Consider the following 22,943-nt stretch of genomic DNA (forward strand, 5'->3'; position numbering starts at 1 on the left):
GCGCCGCCCCGGCAAGGCGGCTACGCAAACCCGCATGAAACCGATCCGCCTCATGTCCGGCTTTTTGACCGTGGGCTTCTGGACACTTGCCAGCCGCATCCTCGGCTTTGTGCGCGAGATCATGATCCTGTCGCTGATCGGGCCGGGGCCGCTGATGGACGCCTTTGTCGCCGCGTTCCGCCTGCCCAACATGTTCCGCCGCTTCTTTGCCGAAGGGGCGTTCAATGCGGCCTTCGTGCCCATGTTCTCCTCAAGGCTCGAGGGGGAGGAGAACCCGGCCCGCTTTGGCAGCGACGCGCTCAACGGGCTGGCCTTTGTCACACTGGCGCTGACGGCACTGGCCATGATCTTCATGCCCGCGCTGGTCTGGGCCACGGCGGGTGGGTTTGATGCGGAACGTTTCGATCTGACCGTCGGCTTCGGGCGGATCGTCTTTCCCTACATCTTCTTCATGTCCCTCTCGGCCCTGTTCTCGGGCATCCTGAACGCCACGGGCCGCTTTGCTGCCGCCGCTGCTGCACCCGTACTGCTGAACGTGCTGGTGATTGCGGCCATGACGCTGGCCTGGGCGACGGGGGGCACGGCGATCACCTGGCTGGTCTGGACCATCCCGCTGGCAGGCATCGCGCAACTGGCCCTGACGTGGAGCGCATCGGCAAGCGCCGGGTTCGCCCTGACACCCGGCCTGCCCCGCTGGACACCGGATATGAGCCTGATGGTGCGCACCGCCGTACCCGCCGCGCTCGCCACCGGTGTGATGCAGATCAACCTTGTCGTGGGGCAACTCGTCGCCAGCCGCTTTGACAGCGCGGTCAGCTGGCTCTTTGCCGCCGACCGGCTCTATCAACTGCCGCTGGGGGTCGTGGGCATCGCGGTGGGCATCGTGCTGCTGCCGGACCTGTCCCGCAGGCTCAAGGCCAACGACACCGACGGGGCGCGCAGCGCCTATTCCCGCGCGTCCGAATTCTCAATGGCGCTCACCCTGCCCTCTGCCGTGGCGCTGGTGGTGATCCCGCTGCCGCTGGTGTCGGTGCTGTTCGAACGCGGACAAACCGGCGCGGATGACACGGCGGCCATTGCCGTGGCAGTGGCGATCTACGGGCTCGGCCTGCCCGCCTTTGTGCTGCAAAAGGTCCTGCAGCCGCAGTATTTCGCGCGCGGCGATACCAAGCGGCCGTTCCACTTTGCCGTGGTGGCGATGGTGGTCAACGCGGTGATCGCGGTGGGCCTTGCCCCCGTGCTGGGCTGGATCGCACCGGCCATTGCCACAACGGTTGCAGGCTGGGCGATGCTCGGTCTGCTCTATTGGGGGCTGCGGGGCATGGGGGATGTGGTGCAACTGGATGACCGTTATCGCAAACGCCTGCCGCGCATAGTGGTTGCGTCCCTCGTGATGGGCGCAGTGCTGTGGATCGCGGCCACGCTGCTGAAACCGGCGCTTGGGGCGGATTACGTGCGCTACGCTGCCCTGCTGGGCCTGATCGCGCTTGGGGCGCTCAGCTATTTCGGCACGGCCCATGCGACCGGGGCGCTGAAACTGTCGGATATCCGCAGCGCGGTGCGCCGTTAACGGCGGCGCAGCACCGCCAGCACCCGCGCCATGCCGCCCGGCATCACAAAGGCCGCCAGCGCGAACCCGGCGACAAAGCCCGCCAACTCGCCCACCCAGGCATAGCCCACCTGAAACAGCGCGCCAAAGACCAGTTGGATCGCCATCAGCACGCCAATCAGCTGAAACGCCTGCACCTGCGGCCCGCCCGAGGCGACCTGCCGCTGCCAGTAAAGGAAGGTGAACGTGCCAATCAGCCCGTAAACGCTCGGGTATGCGCCAACAAGCCAGGGCTGTTCAGTCAGCAGGCCAAAGACAAGCGCGCCAAAGACGCCACACAGGACAAAGATCAGGACAACAGCCCAGCCGCCCATGACCTCGCCCACCATCTTGCCCATGGCCAGAAGGATCACACAGGCAAAGACGGTCGACACCAGTGCACCATGCACGAACGGATAGGTGACAAAGCGCAACAGATGCTCGGGAAGCAGGCGCAGGTTCGAGGCCATGAAATCAAAGGCCTCTCCGGAAAAGGCAAACTGGTTGAGCGCGTTCAGCCGCCAGCCCACCGCCGCAGGCCCGCCAATCACACCCGCCTCGCCCAGGCTAAAGGCCAGTTCGGGCAGCGCCACGGCGGCAAACAGCAACCAGACGGCAGGGGGCAACGGGTTCACGGGGCTTGGTTCGCGGTAATCTGACATGGGCTGGACTGCTCGGGGCTCACTTGCTTGACGGTGACTGCCCCCATGGGTAAGCCAGCGGCGCAGATTTGCCCAGAGGTTAGCGATGTCAGACAGCCAATTCACACCCCGCGTGTTCTCGGGCATGCAGCCTTCGGGCGGCCTGACGCTGGGCAACTACCTCGGCGCGCTCAAACGCTATGTCGAAATGCAGGACGAAGGCACGTACGAGACGATCTATTGCATGGTCGATCTGCACGCGATCACCACCTGGCAGGACCCCGCCGATCTGGCGGCCAAGACCCGCGAACTCGCCGCAGGATACATCGCGGCAGGCGTGGACCCCGCGCGCTCCATCCTCATCAACCAGTCCCAGGTGCCCGAACATGCCCAGCTTGGCTGGGTCTTCAACTGCGTGGCCCGCATGGGCTGGATGCAGCGCATGACCCAGTTCAAGGACAAGGCGGGGAAGAACACGCAAAACGCCTCGCTCGGCCTCTTTGGCTACCCGGCCCTGATGGCGGCAGACATTCTGGTCTACCACGCCACCCACGTGCCCGTGGGCGACGACCAGAAACAGCACCTCGAGCTGACACGCGACATTGCGGCCAAGTTCAACCACGACTACGGCGTCGACTTCTTTCCCCTCACCGAACCGGTGATCCAAGGGGTGGCGACGCGCGTGATGAGCCTGCGGGACGGGTCCAAGAAAATGTCGAAATCCGACCCCTCGGATGCGTCCCGGATCAACATGACCGACGACGCCGACACGATCGCGAAAAAGATCCGCAAGGCCAAGACCGATCCAGACGCCCTGCCATCCGAGGCGAAGGGGCTCGAAGACCGGCCCGAGGCGCGCAACCTGGTCAACATCTACGCCGCCCTCGCCGACATGAGCGTGGAACAGGTGCTGGCCGATCATGGCGGCGCACAGTTCGGCACGTTCAAACCGGCGCTGGCGGAATTGGCAGTGGAAAAACTCTCGCCCATCTCTGCCGAGATGGCGCGGCTGATGAACGACACCGCAGAGATTGACCGGATTCTGGCACGCGGCGCCGAACAGGCCCGCGAGATCACAGCGCCGATCCTGAAAAAGACCTACCAGATCGTGGGGATGGTCGGGGCCTGAGGGCGCCGACCCCCACACCCGACGCTACCCCAACGCCTCCGCCAGGAACCGGACGAACAACAGCGTGAGGTTCTCGCGGCGCGACTGATCGGGCCACACCGCGTGCAGGCCCAGCGGGCGCAGGGACCACTCGGGCAGCACATGCACCAGATCGCCGCGCTCGAACCCCCGGCAGGCCAGATGCTCGGGGATGACGGCCAGGCCCAGGCCCCGCGTCGCAAACTCATACAGCGCATCGGCTGAATTCACCGACACGCTCGACGCCCCCGTCACCGACACGACGCCACCATCGGGCGACATCAGATCCGTGTGGTCCGGGCGCACGACAAAACGCAGCCAATCCCAGTCTTCAAGGTCGTGGGGATGGACCGGCGGCGGGCGCGTGCCGACATAGGCCGGGCTTGCCACCAGCAGACGGTCGGCATGGCCAAGGTTGCGGGTCAAATGCTCGCTATCCTCCAGCCAGCCCGCCCGGATCGCCACATCATACCCGTCCCGGATCAGATCACTGGGCTGATCCGAAAAATGCATGTTCAGGCTGACCTTGGGGTGCGCTTTGGCAAAGTCGGAAAAGGCCGCCATCATCGCCGTTTGCGTCACGAAGGCGGGGGCCGTCACACGCAACACGCCCGCTGGCGTCGTCGCGCTGGGGCTGATGGCATCCAGCCCGCTTTCGGCCGCATGCAGCATCGCTCGCGTCTTTTCATACAGGATGTTGCCCTCGGTCGTCAGCGACATCTGCCGGGTCGAGCGATAGAGCAGCGTCACGCCCAGCGCGCGCTCCAGCTCTGTGACCGTCTCGCTGATCCGGGACGGGGCCAGGCCCAGATGGGCCGCTGCCGCGCGAAATGTCCCCTGATCCACCACGGTGGCAAAAATGGCCATGCTGCGCAATCTGTCGATCATTGTTCGGCTCACCGGACTTATTCAATCCGAATATTCCACGTTATCCGGAACAACAACAGCCCCTACTCTCTATACCGACACGCCGCAGCCAGGCGGCACATCCCGATCGGAAAAGGAGCACACCATGCCCATGAAACACCTGATTTGCGCAGCCACACTCGGCCTCGCGGTCCATGCAGGCCCGGCCCTGGCCGATGATACCGCAGCCGTCACCGCCTTTTACGACCTGCTCAGCAATCCCGGCGAACAGGCGCACGTCGATGCCTTCCTCGCGACCACCACGGACACATGGGAAAGCATCGGCACCTATTCGGGCAAGGCCAAGACACGCGATGCCTTCCTCGGGCAGGTCGGCGGCTTTGGCCAACTGATCCCCGACCTCGACTGGGCGATCCAGGACATGCACGTGGCAGATGATGCGATCACCGTGCGCAGCCGCGCCACGGGCACACCGGTCGCACCCTTCTTTGGTGTCGACAGCGCGGGGCGCAGCTTCGACATCATGACCATCGACATTCACGAGGTCGAAAACGGCACCATCCTGCGCACCTACCACGTCGAGGATTGGGCCACCGCCCTGCAACAACTCTCCGGCCAGTAACCCCACCCCAGCAAGGAACACATCATGCACCGCAGAACTCTGTTCACGACCTCACTGGGCACCGCCCTCGCACTGACCCTCGCCAAACAGGCCGGGGCGCAAACGCTGGATGCAGACAGCCAGGCCTCGTTTGACACGGTCATGGCCTTCATGGGGGCCATGGGCGGGGGCGATATGGACGCCATGGGCGCGCTGATGGCCGATGACATGGTCTGGCACAACGAAGGCGACCCAAGCCTGCCATGGATCGGTGAAACCGTCGGCAAGGCGGCAATCTTCGACTTCCTCGGCGTCTTCTCCTCCAACCTGCAGACGACACTCTGGGAAAACACCGACGCCTTTGCATCGGGCGACACGGTGGCCGTCTTTGGGCGCATGAACGCCGTCACCACGCAGTCGGGGGCCGAAACCGGGGTCTTCACCTTTGCCCTGCGCGCCAAGGTGCGCGACGGTCAGGTCATCCTGTGGCACTGGTTCGAAGACAGCTTTGCCGTCAGCCAAGCCTACCACGCGTAACCAAGGACAGGAGACAGGGACATGGGCGCAGGCCTCGACAATGTGCGGCGGATCTATCTGGAAGGCATCGCAGGCGGACAGGCCCGCGACGCCGTCCAGGCCTATACCGGGCACCGCTACACCCAACATTCGACAGGTGTGGGCGACGGGGCCGAGGGGTTCCTCGCCTTCTTCGAACCCTTTGTCGCCCGCAACCCCAAGCGCGAGATCGAGATCATGCGCATATTCGAGGACGGGCCGTGGGTGTTCTGCAGCGCCTATCAGTCGCTCAATTATGGCGCGGCGCTCTGGGTCACGATGGACATGTTCTACACCGACGCCAACGGGCTGATCCTCGAACACTGGGATACGATTGCGCCATATGTCGATGACACGGCGGCAGGCAACAACATGGTCGGCGGGCCGCGCGAGGTTGATCCGGGCGCGGACACGCGCGCCAACAAGGCGCTGGTTCTGGAGTACACCAAACAGGTGCTGCAACAGGGCGATCACGACAGGCTCGACCACTTCATCTCCGACGACCTGATCCAGCACGCGCCCGACATCGGCGCAGGACGCGCCGGGCTGACCGCGTGGTTGCGCTCGCCCACGGCGGGCACTTACGAGATGATGTTCCAGACCATCGGGCAGGGCGATTTCGTCGTGACCTATGGCAAGCGGCACGCGAACGGTGCGGACATCGCTGTCTTCGACCTCTACCGCGTCGCCGACGGGCGAATTGTCGAACACTGGATGAACGCCGAAACGATCGGGCCACGCGACACGTGGGGCAATTCGGGCAAGTTCTGATGCGGGGGCCATGCTCGCCCACGCACGATCCCTGTGCGCCCATCCGCTTTGCGCAGACATGCGCCGCTCCTTATGTGTCCCTGACAAGGAGAGACAGACCATGCCCGCAACTGTTCCAGCCACCACCACGGTCGGACACATCCACCTCAAGGTGTCCGACCTCGACCGCGCGATCCATTTCTACCGCGACGTGCTCGGCTTTCCCCTGACACAGCGCTATGGCGAACAGGCCGCGTTTCTCGGGGCGGGCGGGTATCACCACCACATCGGTCTCAACACATGGCATTCGCGCGGGGCGGGCCCGGCCCCGGAACGCGCGCCCGGGCTTTATCACAGCGCCTTCCTCTTTCCCGACCGCGCCTCGCTCGGCGCTGCACTCCAGCGGGTGCTGGATCATGGCACGGCCCTCGATGGCGCGGCAGATCACGGCGTGTCCGAGGCCGTCTATTTCCGCGACCCGGACGGCAACGGGGTCGAGCTGTACCGCGACCGCCCGCGCGACGACTGGCCACGCGATCCGGACGGGCGGATCGCCATGGTCAACGCCCCTCTCGACGTCGCCGCCCTGCTGGCCGAAGCTGCGACATAATCGACCGCATTAACCCTTTTTCTCGGGGGTTCGCGCAGGTCTTGGAGAAAGTGAACACTTTGACGGACAAACTGCACAGTTCGGGAAAAACCGGTGGATTTCGGGCCAGAACGGCCTCGCAAAAACGTACATTTTCCGGGGAAACCTGTGCATTTCTGGCCAAATTCGCTCCACGCAACGCGTCCGGAGGGCCCTCAAAGGCCCCGTTAACACAGCGCACGGTGATGGTGGACAACCTCCCCCGCTTGGGCACGGTGCGCCCCGTACTTGGCAGGGAGAGCGCGGGTGAGCACGGCATTCTACTGGGACGAACGCACCATGTGGCACGCAGGCGGCAACTACGCCTTTACCGTGCCCCTGGGCGGTCTGGTCCAACCTCTGGCCGCCGGTGGCCTGCCAGAAAGCCCCGAAACCAAGCGACGGCTGAAGAACCTGATGGACGTGACGGGCCTGACCGGGGACCTGTCGGTGATGACCGCCCCCGCCGCCACGCAAGACCAGTTGCGCCGTGTGCATCCCACAGAATATCTCAATGCTTTCAAAGAGATGTCGGACACTGGCGGCGGAGAGATCGGCCACCACGCACCCTTTGCCCAAGGCGGTTACGAGATCGCGGCCCTGTCCGCAGGCCTCGCTGTTGCGGCGGTCGAGGGCGTGCTGACAGGCAGTCACGACAACGCATATGCCCTCACCCGCCCGCCCGGCCACCACTGCGTCGCAGACGGGCCGATGGGGTTCTGCCTGCTGGCCAATATCGCCATCGCCATCGAGTCCGCCAAGGCCACCCGCCCCGACCTGCGCGTCGCTGTCCTGGATTGGGACGTCCACCACGGCAACGGGACCGAAGCGATCTTTTATGACCGCGCTGATGTGCTCACCCTGTCCTTCCATCAAGAGGGAAATTATCCCTTGGATACCGGCAACTTAGCGGATCGCGGCACCGGTGCGGGCGCCGGGTTCAACGTCAACCTGCCCCTGCCTGCGGGGGCCGGGCACACCGCCTATCTGCACGCCATCGACCGGGTCGCGGTGCCAGCCATCGAGGCGTTCCAGCCCGACCTGATCATCGTCGCCTGCGGTTATGATGCAGGCGCGGTCGACCCCCTCGCCCGGATGCTCGCCACCGCCGACACCTTCCGCCAAATGACATTAAAGATCAAAGCCTTGGCCCAGCGCCTCTGCGACGGGAAACTGGTCCTCTGCCATGAGGGCGGCTATTCCGAAATCTACGTACCCTTCTGCGGCCACGCCACGCTCGAGGCCCTCTCGGGCAGTGACATCACCGCCCCAGACCCCATGAAACGCGCACTCACCAACCGCCAGCCCGGCCCGCGGTTCGATGCGTTCCTGCGCGGTGAAATCGACCACATGGCCACCGAACTCGGCCTCTAACCCCTTGACGTCGCAGCCTGCAGCCACGACATGATCCCCAACATGTAAAAAGGCGTAACATATGCCCACCCCAAATCCTGCGGCCCTCGATTTCCTTCAGACACGGCGGTCGCGCCCGGCCAAGACCTTGTGCGCTCCGGTGCCTGATCGCGCGACATTGGAGATGCTGCTGACGACAGCCGCGCGCACGCCCGATCATGGAAAACTGGAACCCTGGCGGTTCATAGTGCTGGGCAAAGGCGCGATGCCAAGGCTGGCCAAGATTGCCGAAGAGCGCGGCCAAGCCCTTGATCTGGAAGCAGAACAGATCGCCAAGGGGCGCGCGCAGTTCGACCAGGGACACCTCGCCGTGGCGGTGATCGAGGTGCAAAGACCCTCGCCCAAAATCCCCGCTCTGGAACAGACCTACTCCGCCGGGGCGGTCTGCCTTGCCCTGCTCAACGCGGCGCTCGCCGCGGGTTGGGGTGCCAATTGGCTGAGCGGATGGCCCAGCCATGACCGCGGGTTCATGCAAGCCGCATTGGGTCTGGAAGACCATGAACGCATCGCGGGCCTGATCCATATCGGCACAGAAACCAGCGCCCCGCCAGAGCGTCCCCGCCCCGACATCAGCACCATCACCGAGTGGGTGGAGACATGATCCTCGCCTCCTTCTTCGCAGCCCTCGGTCAGATCGGCGACCGGCGCTTTCGCCGTGTGTTGCTGCTGGGCTTTGTGCTGACAGTCGCGCTGCTGATCGGGGCAACGTCCGGCTTTGTCTGGCTGATCGGCAGCCTGACCTCGGACAGTGTCACGGTGCCCTGGATCGGAACGATCACATGGCTGGATGACATCGTGACCTGGGGGTCCTTCTTTCTCTTCTTCGCGCTGTCGATTTTCCTCATGATGCCAGTGGCTTCGGCCATCACATCCATGTTTCTGGACGAGGTCGCCCAAGCCGTCGAAGACCGCCACTATCCGCAGCTACCGCCCGCGCACAACGTGCCCTTCGGCGATGCGGTGGTCGACACGATCAACTTTCTCGGCGTGCTGATCGGCGCGAACATCTTGGCGCTGATCCTCTACGTGATGTTCCCACCGGCGGCGATCTTCATCTTCTGGGGGCTGAACGGGTATTTGCTGGGACGGGAATACTTTACCCTCGCCGCCATCCGCCGCGTGGGGCGCGCGCAGGCCAAGGAGTTACGCCGCGCGCACAATGGGACGATCTGGCTGGCCGGTACGCTGATGGCGATCCCGCTTTCGATCCCGCTGGTGAACCTGCTGATCCCGATCATCGGGGCGGCCACGTTCACGCATCTGTATCACCGGCTTACAGGGGCTCCAGCGACCGGTCAAACCAGCTCATATCGCTGAGCGATACCCATCCCGATACGATGATCCCGGCGATGATCACCCACAAAACAAGGGCCACCCAGGTCACGATCCACGCCTTGCGCCGGGTGTGATGGTGTTCGGGCGCACCTGCATGGGTGCCCGGCTCGACCTGCCCCAGATCGCCCTGGGTCTGCACCTTGATCGGCAGGGCGATCAGGAAACACATCCACCAGATCACGGCATAGAGAACCAGGGCCGACGTAATGCCCATCAGACTTGCTCAAGCTCGGTCAGGGTGCCGTTCATGTCCTTGGGATGCAGGAACAGCACCGGCTTGCCATGGGCGCCGATCTTGGGTTCACCATTGCCCAGCACGCGCAGCCCGCTCGCCTTGAGGTGGTCGCGCGCGGCGATGATGTCGTCGACCTCGTAGCAGACGTGGTGGATGCCGCCCGAGGGGTTCTTTTCCAGAAAACCGTTGATCGGGCTGTCATCGCCCAGGGGATAGAGCAGCTCGATCTTGGTGTTGGGCAGCTCGATGAAAATGACGGTCACGCCGTGGTCAGGCTCGTCCTGGGGTGCGCCGACATTGGCACCCAGCGCGGTGCGATATTGCGCGGCTGCGGCCTCGAGGTCGGGGACGGCGATGGCGACATGGTTCAGGCGACCGATCATCAGATGCTCCTTTTTTCACGGGTTGCGCCCTTATCGCCAAGGGTCCGATCCCATGCAAGTGCGCGCGTTAACGCACTGTTAGTCATGGTTGCGTAACGATGTGGGCTTAGACATGCCGGAGGATGTGATGGATACGACGGACCCGTTCAAGCCCAACTACCCTGCCCCCACTGCGATGCGCCCCTTGTTGGGACTGACGGTGCTGGTGATCGAAGACAGCCGTTTCGCCTGTGAGGCGATGCGGTTGCTGTGTCTGCGCAGCGGTGCGCGCATTCGACGCGCCGACACATTGCGCGCGGCGCGGCGACATTTGCAGGTCTACCGCCCCTCGGTCGTGATCATCGACGTGGGCCTGCCCGACGGCAACGGCGCGGATCTGATCCGCGATTTGGCGGAAGGGCCCAGTCGCCCGGACGTCATTCTGGGCACCTCCGGTGACTTTGACAGTGAGGTTGTCGTGCTGGATTCGGGCGCCGATGGCTACCTTGGCAAACCCGTGGTGTCGCTGGCCGTGTTTCAGGACACGATCCTGTCGCACCTGCCCCCGGACAGACAGCCCACCGGGCCGCGCCCTGTGCCGCATGATGTCGTTGAACCTGACCCCATCGCCTATCGCGATGACATGGCCCATGTGGCGGACGTGCTGGAAGGCGCAAGCGACACGCGCACGCTGGACTATGTCGCGCAATTCCTCGGCGGCGTGGCCCGCAGTGCGCAGGATCAGGAACTGGCCCTTGCCACGGACGCGCTGGCGGCCAAGCGTGCGCGCGGCGATTCCGCCGCCTCGGAGGCGGCAACCGTTGCAGGGTTGGTGCAGGAACGGCTGTCGGAAAAGATTGCGATCTGAGGGGCTAGCCCCCCGACAGCGCCGGATCATCCGCAACACGCACAAGGCGCGTGAGGTCGGCAAGCCGTTCGCGTTGCGCGCCGTCCGCATCAAAGTTGGAAGGGTCGAGCCAAACGCGAAACGCCTCTTTCAGCGCGGGCCACTCGGCGTCGATGGCGGCGAACCAGGCGGTATCGCGATTGCACCCCTTGACGACCGCCGCCTGGCGAAACACGCCCTCATAGCTCAGGCCCAGCCGCTGTGCCGCGCGGCGTGAGCCGAGGTTGAGCGCGTTGCACTTCCACTCGAACCGCCGATATCCGGCATCAAAGGCCCAGGCCATCATCAGATAAAGCGCCTCGGTCCCGGCGCGGGTTTTTTGCAAGGCGGGACTGAAATTGATGTGCCCAACCTCGATACTGCCCGCAGCGGGAGCGATGCGCAGATAGCTTGCAACGCCCTCATAGGCACCGCTTGCGATGTTGCGGATGGCATAGAACTGCAGGTCCGGGTCCTGCTCTACCTCACGCACCCAGCGGTGGTATTGGGACGAGGATGAAAAGGGGCCGTATGGCAGATAGTCCCACACGTGGTCCTGCCCGACATAGGATCGGTACAAAAGCGCCGCTTGGGTTTCGGCAACCAACGGTTCCAGTTGGCAGTAGACGCCCGTCAAACCGGACTGGTCATCCGGCGCAGGCGGCGGTGTCCAACCCGGAACAGGGGTCGCGTGAGGAGTATAAAGCCCGGTCATAGCAGGACGTTAGGCAGAGTTCCGTCCAAGGCCAAGCAGTTTCAACCCTGAAGGTCAGAGTATGAGGCCGGGATCGCTGCCCATATCAAGGCCAGGGAAGATCGCGCTTTCCAGCACGCCCTTGTCGAGCCCGGTCAAACCGCGCATCACCCAAGCCGCATGGGCGCGCACATCGCCCGTCGGCATCAGGTCGCGCCCTTCGAAAAGATCGCCTTCGCTCAGACCCGGCCAGTTGCCGTAGACGCGCCCACCGCGCACCGCCCCACCGGCCAGCACCATCAGGCCACCAGTGCCGTGATCCGTCCCTGCCGTACCGTTCTGGCGCGCGGTGCGCCCGAATTCGGTCATTGCAACAACAGCGGTCTTTTTCCACGTGTCGCCGCGCATCTTGCCCTTGAGCGTCACAAGCGTCTCGGCCAGCCGGTCCAGCGCGATGCCCAGGAACCGATCCTGATTGCTGTGCGTGTCCCAGCCGTTCAGGGAAAACGCGGCGATCCGCGCCTCTTCTGACAGGCGTTGTGCTGCAAATTCCGCGATCTCGACGTGATTGGGCGCTTTTTTGTCCGTCATCTGGGACCCCGACGCAGACAGCACCTGCGCCTCGGACAGTGCCGCGTGCATTGCCGGGTCATTCTCGGTGACCAGTTCGAGCAAGCGCACGGCCTGCGGGCTCAGGTTGAATTCGGCGTCCGGTGACCAGTTTGCCACGTTCGCCGCCCCTTGCATCAGCCGCATATCACTGCGCCCGATCGAATAGGCCGTTTGCGGTGTCACACCGGGCACGGCCTGCAACATGCGGTTCAGCCAGCCGTCGCGCACGCCCGCGATCTCGGCCGTCCCGGCCTCGAGCAGGTCCTGCCCGTCGAAATGGCTGCGTTTGTTGCGGTAGGGCGTGGAAACCGCATGCACGAATGACAAATGGCCCGCGTTCCACATGGGCATCAGCGGGGCAAGGTTTGGGTGGAGGGCAAAGTATCCGTCCAGATCCAGCGCCCCGGCCTGCGGACCGCCAGACAGGCTGCCCCGCAGTTTGGCCAGCGCGGGATCACCATAGGGTTGCACCACGTCCAGCCCATCCATGCCGCCGCGCAGGATGATGACCACCAACCGCGTGTCCCACGGAGTCGCAGCAAAGCTGACGGGTGTGAACAGGGGGCTTGCCGCCAGAGAACAACCGATCACCCCCGACCGCAGAAGGAAATCACGACGTGACAGTGAGGTGGCCATGCGCAGGCTCCTATCGACGTTGAAATGCGGGCGACATCAGCACAATGCCAATGGCCTCGGGTTTGCTTTCGGCGGCTGCGGCGGCAAAGCGCACTGCATCGCCCGAATAGGGGCCAAGCGCCGCGTCCACAAAGGCACGCGGATCAGGCAGCGCGCCCATGATGAGTTCAGGCATTGTCATGGCCCAGGACACGCGGGCCGCGAGGCCCTGGGGCGTGATCCATGCCTCATCCTCTTCGGGCCAACCGTCGGGGCCCACCGGGCGTTCCCAGGGTTGACCCATGCGGATCAGGGGGCCTGCAAACATGTTGCGCAACCGGTTTTCGGTTTGTCCCTCGAATGCATCCTTGGGCACGGCCAGACCGCGCATGGCCGATGACATGAAATCAATGGGCGGTTTGTAGTTCGACAGCGGCGCGTTCCAACCGGCGGGATGGGTCAACAGCGCCTCGTAGACGGGCATCAGGGCGCCGTCATGCGTGCGATAGGCCGCCTCGAGTGTGTCGATCAAGTCGGGGTCGGGCGCATCCCCGACAAAGTGTACGGCCAGTTTCCACGCGATATGGCGCGCCGTTGCGGGATGGGCGGCAAGGTCGCGCAGCACGGCGCGCACAGGCTCCGCATTTGGCGTCTCGCCATAGGTCTCGCCCAGCACGGTTTCGGCCCCCGGCTCGGCAAAATCCTTGCGAAACTTGAACCCGTTCTTGGCCTCGAAGGTGAGGCCCGTCAGAAGTTCGGCCAGTTGTGTCACATCCTCCTGGCTATAGGGGCCATCGACACCCAGCGTGTGCAGTTCCATGACTTCGCGGGCGAGGTTTTCGTTCAGGCCAGAGGGTTTGTTCGGCCCCTTCTTGATCGCGCGGGCGCTGTTGGGGCCGATGGATTTGGCCTGATCGAGGTAGTCCAGCATCAATGGATGCATCACTGCGGATTGCAGCAAATCCTCGAAATTGCCCGCGATGAAGGGGCGGATCGCGTCTTCGACATAGGGCGAGGTGGCGCGCCGGATCACGCCCCGCTTGCCCATGGCGGTAAAGTGGTCGGCCCAAAACGCGACAAGGCGTTCGCGAAAGGCCGTTTCGGCATAGGTGCGGCGCAACATGGTCTGGGTCAGCCAGACAAACATCGCGATCCGCGCTTCCTTGTTCAATTCGTTGCGTTTTTTGCGCGCGGCGGCGGCCTGTTCGGTGCCGCGGTTCATCCGCCTGATCCGCCACTGTTTCTGGGCTTCGACCATCCGCAATCTGAAGGCACTGAACGGCTCGACCGGAAACTCCTGGGCCATCACATCGGCGCCCCCCAGCCCGGCCAGAATGGCATCCGGACTGCTGGGCGCTGCGATCACGGGCGACAGGCCGAACCCGAACCGGATTTCAGCAAGATGAGGATCAAAATTGCGCACGCCAACACCGTTTGACAGCTATCATCAGCCCCAAACATAGCACCTTGCAGGCCGGTTTACACCGCCTGCGAGGGTATTGTGCGCAAATCCCTGCTTAATCCTGCGGGATCACCCGCAATCCGAGTTCCATCAGCTGGTCGCTTGTCGGTTCGGACGGGGCATCCATCATCAGGTCTTCGGCGCGTTGGTTCATCGGGAACAGGATGACCTCGCGGATGTTCTGTTCACCCGCGAGCAGCATCACGATCCGGTCGATCCCTGCCGCACACCCCCCGTGGGGCGGTGCGCCGTATTGGAACGCGTTGACCATGCCACCGAACCGCTTGCGCACTTCGGCCTCGTCATAGCCTGCGATCTCGAACGCCTTGAACATGATCTCGGGGCGGTGGTTCCGGATTGCGCCCGACACCAGTTCGTAGCCGTTGCAGGCAAGGTCGTACTGGAAGCCAAGCACGTTCAGCGGATCGCCCTGCAGCGCCTCCATCCCACCCTGCGGCATGGAGAACGGGTTGTGTTCAAAGTCGATCTTGCCGGATTCCTCGTCCTTTTCGTAGATCGGGAAATCCACGATCCAGGCAAAGGCAAAGCGGTCTTCGTCGATCAGCTTGAGTTCCTCACCAATCACGTTGCGCGCGCGGCCCGCGATGGCCTCAAACGCCTTGGGCTTGCCGCCAAGGAAGAAGGCCGCGTCGCCCACACCCAGACCCAATTGCTGGCGTATGGCTTCGGTCCGCTCGGGACCGATGTTCTTGGCCAGCGGGCCTGCCGCTTCCATCCCCTCGCCCTGGTCGCGCCAGAAGATATAGCCCATGCCGGGCAACCCTTCCTTTTGCGCATAGGCGTTCATGCGGTCGCAGAATTTGCGGCTGCCGCCCGTGGGTGCGGGGATCGCGCGGATTTCGGTGCCGTCCTGTTCCAGCAGCTTGGCAAAGATGGCAAAGCCGGAGCCTGCGAAATGCTCGGACACGACCTGCATCTTGATCGGGTTGCGCAGGTCGGGCTTGTCCGACCCATACCACAACGCGGCATCGCGATAGCTGATCTGCTCCCAACTGTCGGGTGCGTCGACCTTTTTGCCGCCGCCGAATTCCTCGAACACGCCGGCCAGCACGGGCGCGATGGTGTCGAACACATCCTGCTGCGTGACAAAGCTCATCTCGAGGTCGAGCTGATAGAAATCAGTGGGCGAGCGGTCGGCGCGCGGGTCTTCGTCGCGGAAACAGGGCGCAATCTGGAAATACTTGTCAAAGCCCGAAACCATCAGCAATTGCTTGAACTGCTGTGGGGCCTGCGGCAGCGCATAGAACTTGCCCGGATGCAGGCGCGACGGCACGAGGAAGTCGCGCGCACCTTCGGGCGACGAGGCCGTGATGATCGGCGTCTGGTATTCGCGGAACTCACGGTCCCACATGCGCTTGCGGATCGAGGAAACGACATCGCTGCGCAGCTTCATGTTCTCTTGCATCTTTTCGCGGCGCAGATCGAGGTAGCGGTAGGTCAGGCGCGTTTCCTCGGGGTATTCCTGATCGCCGAACACCATCAGCGGCAATTCGGCGGCATGGCCGAGCACCTCAAGGTCGCGGGCATAGACCTCGATCTCGCCCGTGGGCAGCTTGGGGTTGATCAGCGACGCATCGCGCGCCTTGACCGTGCCGTCGATGCGAATGCACCACTCGCTGCGCACCTTTTCCATCTCGGCAAAGACGGGGCTGTCGGGGTCGCACAGCACTTGCGTCATGCCGTAGTGGTCGCGCAGGTCGATGAACAACACGCCGCCATGGTCGCGCACCCGGTGCACCCAGCCCGACAGGCGCACAGTATCACCCACGTTGGCCGAGGTCAGAGCGGCGCAGGAGTGAGAGCGGTAAGCATGCATGGGTATGGTCCCTTCGGGCGTGTCAAGATCGGCGCAGATACACCGGGCAGGGGGTGGAAAGTCAAGGCGACAACGGCGTTTGGGCCGTGCTAACACTGACAAAAAGCGGAGGGTGTGATGGAGGACAAATGGGCCAAGGGCATGGGCGTGCGCCGCAAGGTGCTGGGCGACACACATGTGGACCGGGCCGAGGCGGTCAAAACGCCCTTGGACGCCCCCTTTCAGGAACTGATCACCGAAGGCGCCTGGGGCACGGTCTGGGCCAGTGACGCGATCAGTTTGCGCGAGCGGTCGATGCTGACGCTGGCGGTGCTGGCGGCCACCGGCAATTTCGATGAAATTCCCATGCATATCCGCGCCACCGCCCGCACAGGGGCCACGCCCAGCGATGTGGCCGAAGCGTTCCAGCATGTGGCCATCTATGCAGGTGTACCCCGCGCCAATCACGCGCTGAAACTGGCCAAGCAGACCTATGCCGAGATGGAGGGCGAAGATGACTGACCCCCTCAATCCACGCGACCGGGACTGGCACCCGGCGGCCTACTTTCCCGACTACAAATCCAGCATATATCGGTCTCCGCAAAAACCGCTGGTCATGGTGACCGCGTCGGAAAGCGAAGACAGCGGACCCGCCTTTGGCCACGACATGCTTGGCCCCCTAGACAACGACCTGATCTGCAACTTTGCCGCGCCGGGCGAGATGGCGGTCGGTCCGCGCCTGATCGTGCATGGCCGGGTGCTGGACGAAAACGCCCGCCCGGTGCCCGATGCGCTGATCGAGGTCTGGCAGGCCAATGCAGGTGGGCGTTATCGCCATGCCAAGGAGGGGTATCTGGCCCCGCTCGATCCGAACTTTGGCGGCTGTGGGCGCATGATCACGGATGAAAACGGTGCCTACCGCTTCATGACGATCAAGCCTGGCCCCTACCCCTGGCCCAACGGCCCCAACGATTGGCGCCCCGCGCATATCCACTTTTCGGTCTTCGGGCACAGCTTTGGCCAGCGCCTGATCACCCAGATGTATTTCGAGGGCGACCCGCTGATCCCCCTGTGCCCCATCGTGCGTTCCATCGCCGATCCGGCGGCCATCGACCAGTTGACCGCCCCGCTGGATATGGAGGTCACGGCCCCCATGGACGCCCTCGCACACCGCTTTGATATCGTGCTGCGCGGACGCGGATCGACCCTGTTTGAAAACCGGCTGGAGGGGAATTGATGACCGCCAAACGGCTGAAAGAAAGCCCGTCGCAAACGGCAGGGCCTTATGTGCATATCGGTTGCACCCCGAATTTCTCAGGTATCGCAGGGGTTTACGATACCGACCCGGGCAGCGTGATGCGCGATGATGCGGTGCAGGGCGAACAGATCACGATCGCAGGCACCGTGTTTGACGGTCAGGGCGCGCCGCTGACGGATGCGTTGATCGAGATGTGGCAGGCGGATGCCTTGGGCCGTTTCGGGCAAGATAACAGCGGGTTTTCCGGCTGGGGGCGTTGCCCTGCGGATCAGGCCACAGGCGCGTGGCGGTTTGACACGATCCGGCCCGGCGCGACGGGTGGCGGTGCGGGGCATGTCACCTTCTGGATCGTGGCGCGCGGCATCAATCTGGGCCTGCACACCCGGATGTATTTCCCCGGCGATCCGCTGCTGGGCAGTGATCCGTGGCTGTCTGCGGTGGAAGAGGCGCGGCGCGAGACGCTGATTGCCAAGCAGACCGGTGAGGGGAACTTCCGATTCGACATCCACCTGCAGGGGCCGAACGAAACCGTGTTTTTTGACGCCTGAAACGCAAAACGCGGGCCGTTTCCGGCCCGCGCTTCGTTGGGTTTCAGTGACGCTTACAGCAGGTCGAAACGATCCGCGTTCATCACCTTGGTCCAGGCCGCGACAAAGTCGGTCACGAACTTGCCGGCATTGTCGTCCTGCGCGTAAACCTCGGCATAGGACCGCAGGATCGAGTTCGAGCCAAAGACCAGATCGGCGCTGGTGGCGGTGAACTTGATGGCGCCAGTCGCACGGTCGCGCAGCTCATAGCTGCCGTCGCCCGCAGGATGCCAGCTATAGGCCATGTCGGTCAGGTTGACGAAGAAGTCTTGGGTCAGCTGACCCACCCGGTCGGTGAACACGCCATGTGCCGCACCACCATAGGTGGTGCCCAGCACCCGCATACCGCCCAGCAGAACCGTCATTTCCTGTGCGTTCAGACCCAGCAATTGCGCGCGGTCCAGCATCATTTCTTCGGCGCTGATGGCCAGATCGGACTTGGCAAAGTTGCGGAACCCGTCGGCATGGGGTTCCAGCACGTCAAAGCTGTCCGCATCCGTCATCTCGTCCGTGGCATCGCCACGGCCCGGTGTGAACGGCACGTCCACGTCGAAGCCAGCCGCTTTGGCCGCCGCTTCGACACCGACATTGCCTGCAAGCACAATCACATCTGCGATGGATGCGCCCGTCTCGGCCGCGATGAGCTCAAGCGCGGCCAGAACGGCATCAAGACGCTCGGGCTCGTTCCCTTCCCATGTGCGCTGGGGTGCCAGACGGATGCGAGCGCCATTGGCCCCGCCCCGCTTGTCCGACCCACGGAAGGTGCGGGCGCTGTCCCAGGCGGTCGCGATCAGATCGGCGTGGCTGACACCGCTGGCCGCGATCTTGGCCTTGACGGCGTCAACGTCGTAGTCGGTGTTGCCTGCCGGGATCGGATCTTGCCAGATCAGGTCTTCGGCGGGAACGTCGGGGCCGATATAGTTGTTGCGCGGCCCCATGTCGCGGTGGGTCAGCTTGAACCACGCGCGGGCAAAGGTGTCGCGGAAATAGGCCTCGTCCGCCATGAACTTTTCGCAGATTTCGCGATAAATCGGATCGACCTTCATCGCCATGTCGGCATCGGTCATCATCGGCATGCGGCGGATGGACGGGTCGGAGGCATCGACCGGCTTGTCCTCTTCCTTGATGTCGATGGGCTCCCACTGGTGGGCACCGGCGGGCGATTTGGTCAGTTGCCAGTCATAGCCGAACAGCAGCTTGAAATAGCCCATGTCGAACTTGGTCGGCTCTGTCGTCCACGCGCCCTCGATCCCCGAGGTGATCAGCGAGCTTGCCTTGTCGGTCTGGGCGGGGTTGGTCCACCCCATGCCTTGCGCCTCATAGCCTGCGCCTTCGGGTTCAGCGCCAAGGGCACCTGCATCGCCGTTGCCGTGCGCCTTGCCGACGGTGTGGCCGCCAGCGGTCAGGGCCGCCGTTTCCTCGTCGTTCATCGCCATGCGGGCAAAGGTTTCGCGCACATGCAGTGCGGTACGGGCCGGATCGGGATTGCCGTTCACGCCCTCGGGGTTGACGTAGATCAGGCCCATATGGACCGCCGCCAAAGGGTTTGCCATGGTCGACGGGTCGTCCAGATCCTCATAGCGGTTTTCGCTGGGCGCCAGCCACTCGGCCTCTTCCCCCCAGTTGATGTCGATGCCGGGCGCCCATGTATCCGCACGGCCAAAGCCGAAGCCAAATGTCTTCAAGCCCATGGATTCATAGGCAATATTGCCCGCCAGCAACATGAGGTCAGCCCAGGACAGCGCGTTGCCGTACTTCTTTTTGACGGGCCACAGCAAGCGACGCGCCTTGTCGAGGCTGGCATTGTCGGGCCAGGAATTCAGAGGCGCAAAGCGCTGATCGCCCGCCGAACCGCCACCGCGACCGTCCTGCATCCGGTACGTGCCGGCGGCGTGCCACGCCATGCGGATCATGAAGCCGCCATAGTGGCCCCAATCCGCAGGCCACCAGGGTTGGCTATCGGTCATCAGGGCGTGCAGGTCGGCTTTGACGGCATCGTAGTCCAGCCCCTTGACCGCTTCGCGGTAATCAAAGTCAGGATCCATCGGGCTGACACGGGCCCCGTGCTGGTGCAAGACCTCGACCTTGAGGGCGTTTGGCCACCAATCCTTGTTGGTGCGCCCGCCAAAGGTGCTGGCCAGGCTCGCGCCATGCATCACGGGGCATTTGCCGATATCGTTGCCGTCCATTTTCATCTCCGATCGTTGAGTGTCTGGTCGCAACCTAAGCCCAGATTGGAATCATTCTAGTCTTGCGTTGCGATTAGTTGGTGTGGGTTCGGGACAGGTGGCGCGCGCCATTTGATTCGCGTGTGACGCCGTTCCTCCCAGTGGCTTCGTGGTAAGCCTATCAAGATGCGGCCATTGGTTTAAGTTGCATTTCTTTATTGCCGCCATAACTTTGCCTTATGCAAAATCTGACCCTGCGCCACCTGCGCTATTTCGAGGCCCTTGCCCAAGAGGGGCATTTTGGCCGCGCCGCTGAAAAGTGCGCTATCTCGCAACCTGCCCTGTCCGTGCAGATCAAAGATCTCGAGGAAAATCTGGGCTTTGCGCTGTTTGAACGCGGGCCGAGGCAGGTGCGGCTGACCAGCCTTGGCGAGGCCTTTGCCGCGCGGGCACACGGGGTGTTGCAGGCGGTCACCGACATTGGCGATTGGGCGGATGCAGCGCGTGGCGGCGCGATCGAGCGGTTGCGCCTCGGCGTGATCCCGACCATCGCGCCCTATCTGTTGCCCAGGCTGATCGGCGCGTTGGCGCAGGCGCATCCCGGCATGGACATCCATGTGCGCGAAACCGTGACGCCACGCCTGATTGCCGAACTGACCGAGGGGCGGCTGGATGCTGCCATCGTCGCCCTGCCCACGGATGAACCCGGCCTGACCGAAGCCACCCTGTTTACAGAGGACGTGGTGCTGGTGCGCCCTGAGCGACATGCAGGCGGGCCATCGGTCACGCGCGATGATTTGTCGGCCATGCGTTTGCTGCTGCTCGAAGAAGGGCACTGTTTTCGCGATCAGGCGCTGTCGTTTTGCAATATCAACCCGACCCGTCCGCGCGAGGGGCTGGATGGCAGCTCTCTCTCGACCCTTGTGCAGATGGTGGGCGCGGGCATAGGCGTTACGCTGATCCCGGACATGGCCATCGACGTGGAAACGCGGTCGGCCCCCGTCTCCATCACCCGGTTTCAGGCCCCCTGCCCGACGCGCACTGTTGGCCTGGTCTGGCGCAAAACCAACCCGATGGGGCCTGCCCTGACCGAGATTGCCGGAATCATCCGCGAGACTGCGCAAGCGGACCGATCCAAAGGATAGATGGCACCGGTGTCAGGCAGCGCAGCGCGCGCGGTAAGCGCATCGCCCGGCGACCCACGTGCCCTGCACTGCCGGGGTTGCGCCGTCCGGCCAGTCCAACAGCACCAGATCGGCGCGCTTGCCCACGGCGATGTCGCCCCGGTCGGCAAGGTTCATGGCGCGGGCCGGGCCACTGGATACAAGCGACCACAGGGCGGACCGGTTTGCGCGCCTTTCACGGTCAAGGCGGTCTACCGCCGCCAGCATGGCCGGGTAGTAGTAGTCAGAAGCGAGGGCGTCGCACAATCCGGCCTCGACCATATCCCCGGCGGCGAGCGATCCGATATGGCTGCCACCCCGCACGGCATTGGGTGAGCCAAAAATGATGGTATCCCCGGCTGCCCGCGCATCCCGCGCCGGATCCATTGTCATCGGGAACTCAGCCACGCGCGCACCAATGTCTCGGTAGAATTGCCGCGCCTCGGCCTGCGTGTCATCGTGGCTGAGCATCGGGACACCACGCGCGCGGGCCTTTGCGGCAAGCGTCTGAATGGTGGGCACCACCTCGGCGCGACGGCCCCATACCCGCGCGATAAGATCCATGTAGTCGGCCAGATCAAGGCCAGCGCGCTGCGCGTGTTTGACGTGGCGCATCTGCGCCAGCGCAGGATCGTCCAGATCGACAAGGGCAAAGTCCGGGTTGTGTTCGAACAGACGCGCCTGAATGGGGGTATCGAAGCTGCGCATCGACATGGACATGTGGTCGTTGAAGGCCAGCGACGGCGTGAGCGGTGTGTCCATGGCCCAATCAAGCAGGTCCAGCGCCTCGAAGGCGAAAGTTTCCCAGCGCAGTTGCACGCGATTTTCGACCGTCAGCCGCGGGGCCAGATCCCGCAGCGCCTGAATGAGGTCACGGCCGCGATCAACACTGCGCAATCCCGGCTCAAAACTGAGGGTGATGGCGTGGTAGGCCGTTGCGATCCCGTTCGCGGCCAATTGGCGGTCGGTTTCCAGCACGGCCGTTTCAAGGGGGAAGTACACGCCCGGGCGCGGCATGATCTGGCGCTCGAACGCGTCACCATGCACGTCGATCAGGGCGGGGGCGAGGATCAAGCCACGGGCGTCGATCACGTCGCCCTGCGCCGGGCCGCCAATCTGGACGATGTGTCCGTCGTCTATGGTCACGGTGGTTTCGACAATGTCGCCCGGCAGGTAGACTGCTGCGCCCTCAAAGGTCTGGGTGGTCATCCAAAAGCGCTCCACAATCCGGTGCGCGCGCACTTTGCGCACAACGGGGACTTTATCCATTTCGCGGCGGACGAACAGCCGTCACGCGGCGGGAGTGAATGAAAAGACGTTCTGTGATCCACACGCGCCTGCGCTGAAATCCGCCCTTCGGCAAACATGACAGTTTTCTAACAGGATTTACCCCGGTTGGGCTTGCGGTCCTGCGCGACTCGGACTAAGTCAGCCAAACCAAATGGCGCGGGATGGAGCAGCCCGGTAGCTCGTCAGGCTCATAACCTGAAGGTCGTAGGTTCAAATCCTACTCCCGCAACCAACAAGACACCGATTGACCCGCCTTTTCAGGCGGGTTTT

Annotated in this window: 24 protein-coding genes and 1 tRNA gene; 15 read left to right on the forward strand and 10 right to left on the reverse strand. The window is 63.7% G+C overall.

Features of this window, described 5'->3' with window-relative positions; all coding sequences use genetic code 11:
- Positions 1–34: 34 nt before the first annotated feature.
- On the forward strand, positions 35–1,570 hold the full coding sequence (gene murJ / locus ACMHLQ_RS09540) for a murein biosynthesis integral membrane protein MurJ (RefSeq protein ID WP_415404547.1): 1,536 nt from the start codon (positions 35–37) through the stop codon (positions 1,568–1,570).
- Here murJ and ACMHLQ_RS09545 read toward each other — a convergent pair.
- Positions 1,567–2,250, reverse strand: a complete 684-nt coding sequence (locus ACMHLQ_RS09545) for a rhomboid family intramembrane serine protease (RefSeq protein WP_415404548.1) — start codon at positions 2,248–2,250, stop codon at positions 1,567–1,569. The two genes, murJ and ACMHLQ_RS09545, sit on opposite strands and share 4 nt — an antisense overlap.
- Before the next feature lie 85 nt (positions 2,251–2,335).
- On the opposite strand from ACMHLQ_RS09545, the gene trpS reads away from it, so the two are divergent.
- Positions 2,336–3,358, forward strand: coding sequence for a tryptophan--tRNA ligase (gene trpS, locus ACMHLQ_RS09550; RefSeq protein WP_415404549.1), 1,023 nt, complete (start codon positions 2,336–2,338; stop codon positions 3,356–3,358).
- A gap of 24 nt (positions 3,359–3,382) precedes the next feature.
- Here trpS and ACMHLQ_RS09555 read toward each other — a convergent pair whose 3' ends face one another.
- The gene (locus tag ACMHLQ_RS09555; protein ID WP_415404550.1) at positions 3,383–4,264 is read right to left on the reverse strand and encodes a LysR family transcriptional regulator; all 882 of its coding nucleotides are present in this window, start codon (positions 4,262–4,264) and stop codon (positions 3,383–3,385) included.
- Positions 4,265–4,388: 124 nt separating this feature from the next.
- Here ACMHLQ_RS09555 and ACMHLQ_RS09560 point away from each other — a divergent pair, with 124 nt between their 5' ends.
- The 7 genes from ACMHLQ_RS09560 to ACMHLQ_RS09590 all read left to right on the forward strand — a co-directional run bounded on the left by ACMHLQ_RS09560 (position 4,389) and on the right by ACMHLQ_RS09590 (position 9,507).
- On the forward strand, positions 4,389–4,865 hold the full coding sequence (locus ACMHLQ_RS09560) for an ester cyclase (protein WP_415404551.1): 477 nt from the start codon (positions 4,389–4,391) through the stop codon (positions 4,863–4,865).
- A 24-nt stretch (positions 4,866–4,889) separates the two neighbouring features.
- Entirely contained in the window at positions 4,890–5,381 is a 492-nt protein-coding gene (locus ACMHLQ_RS09565; protein ID WP_415404552.1) for a nuclear transport factor 2 family protein, read from the forward strand.
- A 21-nt stretch (positions 5,382–5,402) separates the two neighbouring features.
- Entirely contained in the window at positions 5,403–6,170 is a 768-nt protein-coding gene (locus tag ACMHLQ_RS09570; RefSeq protein WP_415404553.1) for a nuclear transport factor 2 family protein, read from the forward strand.
- A gap of 100 nt (positions 6,171–6,270) precedes the next feature.
- Positions 6,271–6,759, forward strand: a complete 489-nt coding sequence (locus ACMHLQ_RS09575) for a VOC family protein (protein ID WP_415404554.1) — start codon at positions 6,271–6,273, stop codon at positions 6,757–6,759.
- Positions 6,760–7,044: 285 nt separating this feature from the next.
- Positions 7,045–8,151, forward strand: a complete 1,107-nt coding sequence (locus ACMHLQ_RS09580) for a class II histone deacetylase (protein ID WP_415404555.1) — start codon at positions 7,045–7,047, stop codon at positions 8,149–8,151.
- A gap of 61 nt (positions 8,152–8,212) precedes the next feature.
- Positions 8,213–8,791, forward strand: a complete 579-nt coding sequence (locus ACMHLQ_RS09585) for a nitroreductase (RefSeq protein WP_415404556.1) — start codon at positions 8,213–8,215, stop codon at positions 8,789–8,791.
- Entirely contained in the window at positions 8,788–9,507 is a 720-nt protein-coding gene (locus ACMHLQ_RS09590; RefSeq protein ID WP_415404557.1) for an EI24 domain-containing protein, read from the forward strand. Before ACMHLQ_RS09585 ends, ACMHLQ_RS09590 begins: the two co-directional genes overlap by 4 nt.
- Here the strand turns inward: ACMHLQ_RS09590 and ACMHLQ_RS09595 are convergent.
- Positions 9,464–9,739 (reverse strand): DUF1467 family protein, encoded by a 276-nt coding sequence (locus ACMHLQ_RS09595; protein ID WP_415404558.1) that lies wholly within the window; start codon positions 9,737–9,739, stop codon positions 9,464–9,466. The genes ACMHLQ_RS09590 and ACMHLQ_RS09595 overlap by 44 nt on opposite strands.
- Positions 9,739–10,143, reverse strand: a complete 405-nt coding sequence (gene mce / locus ACMHLQ_RS09600) for a methylmalonyl-CoA epimerase (protein ID WP_415404559.1) — start codon at positions 10,141–10,143, stop codon at positions 9,739–9,741. The genes ACMHLQ_RS09595 and mce overlap by 1 nt, the downstream gene beginning before the upstream one ends.
- A gap of 127 nt (positions 10,144–10,270) precedes the next feature.
- On the opposite strand from mce, the gene ACMHLQ_RS09605 reads away from it, so the two are divergent.
- Complete coding sequence (locus ACMHLQ_RS09605) at positions 10,271–10,990, forward strand: response regulator (RefSeq protein ID WP_415404560.1); 720 nt, start codon at positions 10,271–10,273, stop codon at positions 10,988–10,990.
- A gap of 4 nt (positions 10,991–10,994) precedes the next feature.
- Here ACMHLQ_RS09605 and ACMHLQ_RS09610 read toward each other — a convergent pair whose 3' ends face one another.
- The 4 genes from ACMHLQ_RS09610 to aspS form a co-directional block, all read right to left on the reverse strand.
- A complete protein-coding gene (locus ACMHLQ_RS09610) occupies positions 10,995–11,723 on the reverse strand; it encodes a GNAT family N-acetyltransferase (protein ID WP_415404561.1) in 729 nt (242 codons plus the stop codon).
- Positions 11,724–11,777: 54 nt separating this feature from the next.
- Positions 11,778–12,950 carry a DUF1501 domain-containing protein gene (locus ACMHLQ_RS09615; RefSeq protein ID WP_415404562.1) on the reverse strand — a complete coding sequence of 391 codons (1,173 nt, stop codon included), beginning with the start codon at positions 12,948–12,950 and terminating at the stop codon, positions 11,778–11,780.
- 10 nt (positions 12,951–12,960) lie between these two features.
- Positions 12,961–14,352 carry a DUF1800 domain-containing protein gene (locus tag ACMHLQ_RS09620; RefSeq protein ID WP_415404563.1) on the reverse strand — a complete coding sequence of 464 codons (1,392 nt, stop codon included), beginning with the start codon at positions 14,350–14,352 and terminating at the stop codon, positions 12,961–12,963.
- A gap of 94 nt (positions 14,353–14,446) precedes the next feature.
- Complete coding sequence (gene aspS, locus ACMHLQ_RS09625; protein ID WP_415404564.1) at positions 14,447–16,228, reverse strand: aspartate--tRNA ligase; 1,782 nt, start codon at positions 16,226–16,228, stop codon at positions 14,447–14,449.
- A 117-nt stretch (positions 16,229–16,345) separates the two neighbouring features.
- Between aspS and pcaC the strand changes: the two genes are divergently transcribed.
- The 3 genes from pcaC to pcaG are packed head-to-tail and all read left to right on the forward strand — an operon-like array spanning position 16,346 to position 18,013.
- The gene (pcaC, locus tag ACMHLQ_RS09630) at positions 16,346–16,729 is read left to right on the forward strand and encodes a 4-carboxymuconolactone decarboxylase (protein WP_415404565.1); all 384 of its coding nucleotides are present in this window, start codon (positions 16,346–16,348) and stop codon (positions 16,727–16,729) included.
- Complete coding sequence (gene pcaH / locus ACMHLQ_RS09635) at positions 16,722–17,444, forward strand: protocatechuate 3,4-dioxygenase subunit beta (protein WP_415404566.1); 723 nt, start codon at positions 16,722–16,724, stop codon at positions 17,442–17,444. The genes pcaC and pcaH overlap by 8 nt, the downstream gene beginning before the upstream one ends.
- Entirely contained in the window at positions 17,444–18,013 is a 570-nt protein-coding gene (pcaG, locus tag ACMHLQ_RS09640; protein ID WP_415404567.1) for a protocatechuate 3,4-dioxygenase subunit alpha, read from the forward strand. Before pcaH ends, pcaG begins: the two co-directional genes overlap by 1 nt.
- 53 nt (positions 18,014–18,066) lie before the next feature.
- On the opposite strand, the gene katG is transcribed toward pcaG, so the two are convergent.
- The gene (gene katG, locus ACMHLQ_RS09645) at positions 18,067–20,241 is read right to left on the reverse strand and encodes a catalase/peroxidase HPI (RefSeq protein ID WP_415404568.1); all 2,175 of its coding nucleotides are present in this window, start codon (positions 20,239–20,241) and stop codon (positions 18,067–18,069) included.
- A 218-nt stretch (positions 20,242–20,459) separates the two neighbouring features.
- On the opposite strand from katG, the gene ACMHLQ_RS09650 reads away from it, so the two are divergent.
- Positions 20,460–21,365: a hydrogen peroxide-inducible genes activator gene (locus tag ACMHLQ_RS09650; RefSeq protein ID WP_415404569.1), complete on the forward strand. Its 906-nt coding sequence runs from the start codon at positions 20,460–20,462 to the stop codon at positions 21,363–21,365.
- 12 nt (positions 21,366–21,377) lie between these two features.
- Here ACMHLQ_RS09650 and ACMHLQ_RS09655 read toward each other — a convergent pair whose 3' ends face one another.
- Complete coding sequence (locus ACMHLQ_RS09655) at positions 21,378–22,592, reverse strand: alpha-D-ribose 1-methylphosphonate 5-triphosphate diphosphatase (protein WP_415404570.1); 1,215 nt, start codon at positions 22,590–22,592, stop codon at positions 21,378–21,380.
- Positions 22,593–22,828: 236 nt separating this feature from the next.
- Between ACMHLQ_RS09655 and ACMHLQ_RS09660 the strand changes: the two genes are divergently transcribed.
- Positions 22,829–22,905 (forward strand) — tRNA-Met (locus ACMHLQ_RS09660).
- Positions 22,906–22,943 lie beyond the last annotated feature (38 nt).

The sequence above is a fragment of the Tateyamaria algicola genome (genome assembly GCF_047715485.1).
Classification (GTDB): Bacteria; Pseudomonadota; Alphaproteobacteria; order Rhodobacterales; family Rhodobacteraceae; genus Tateyamaria.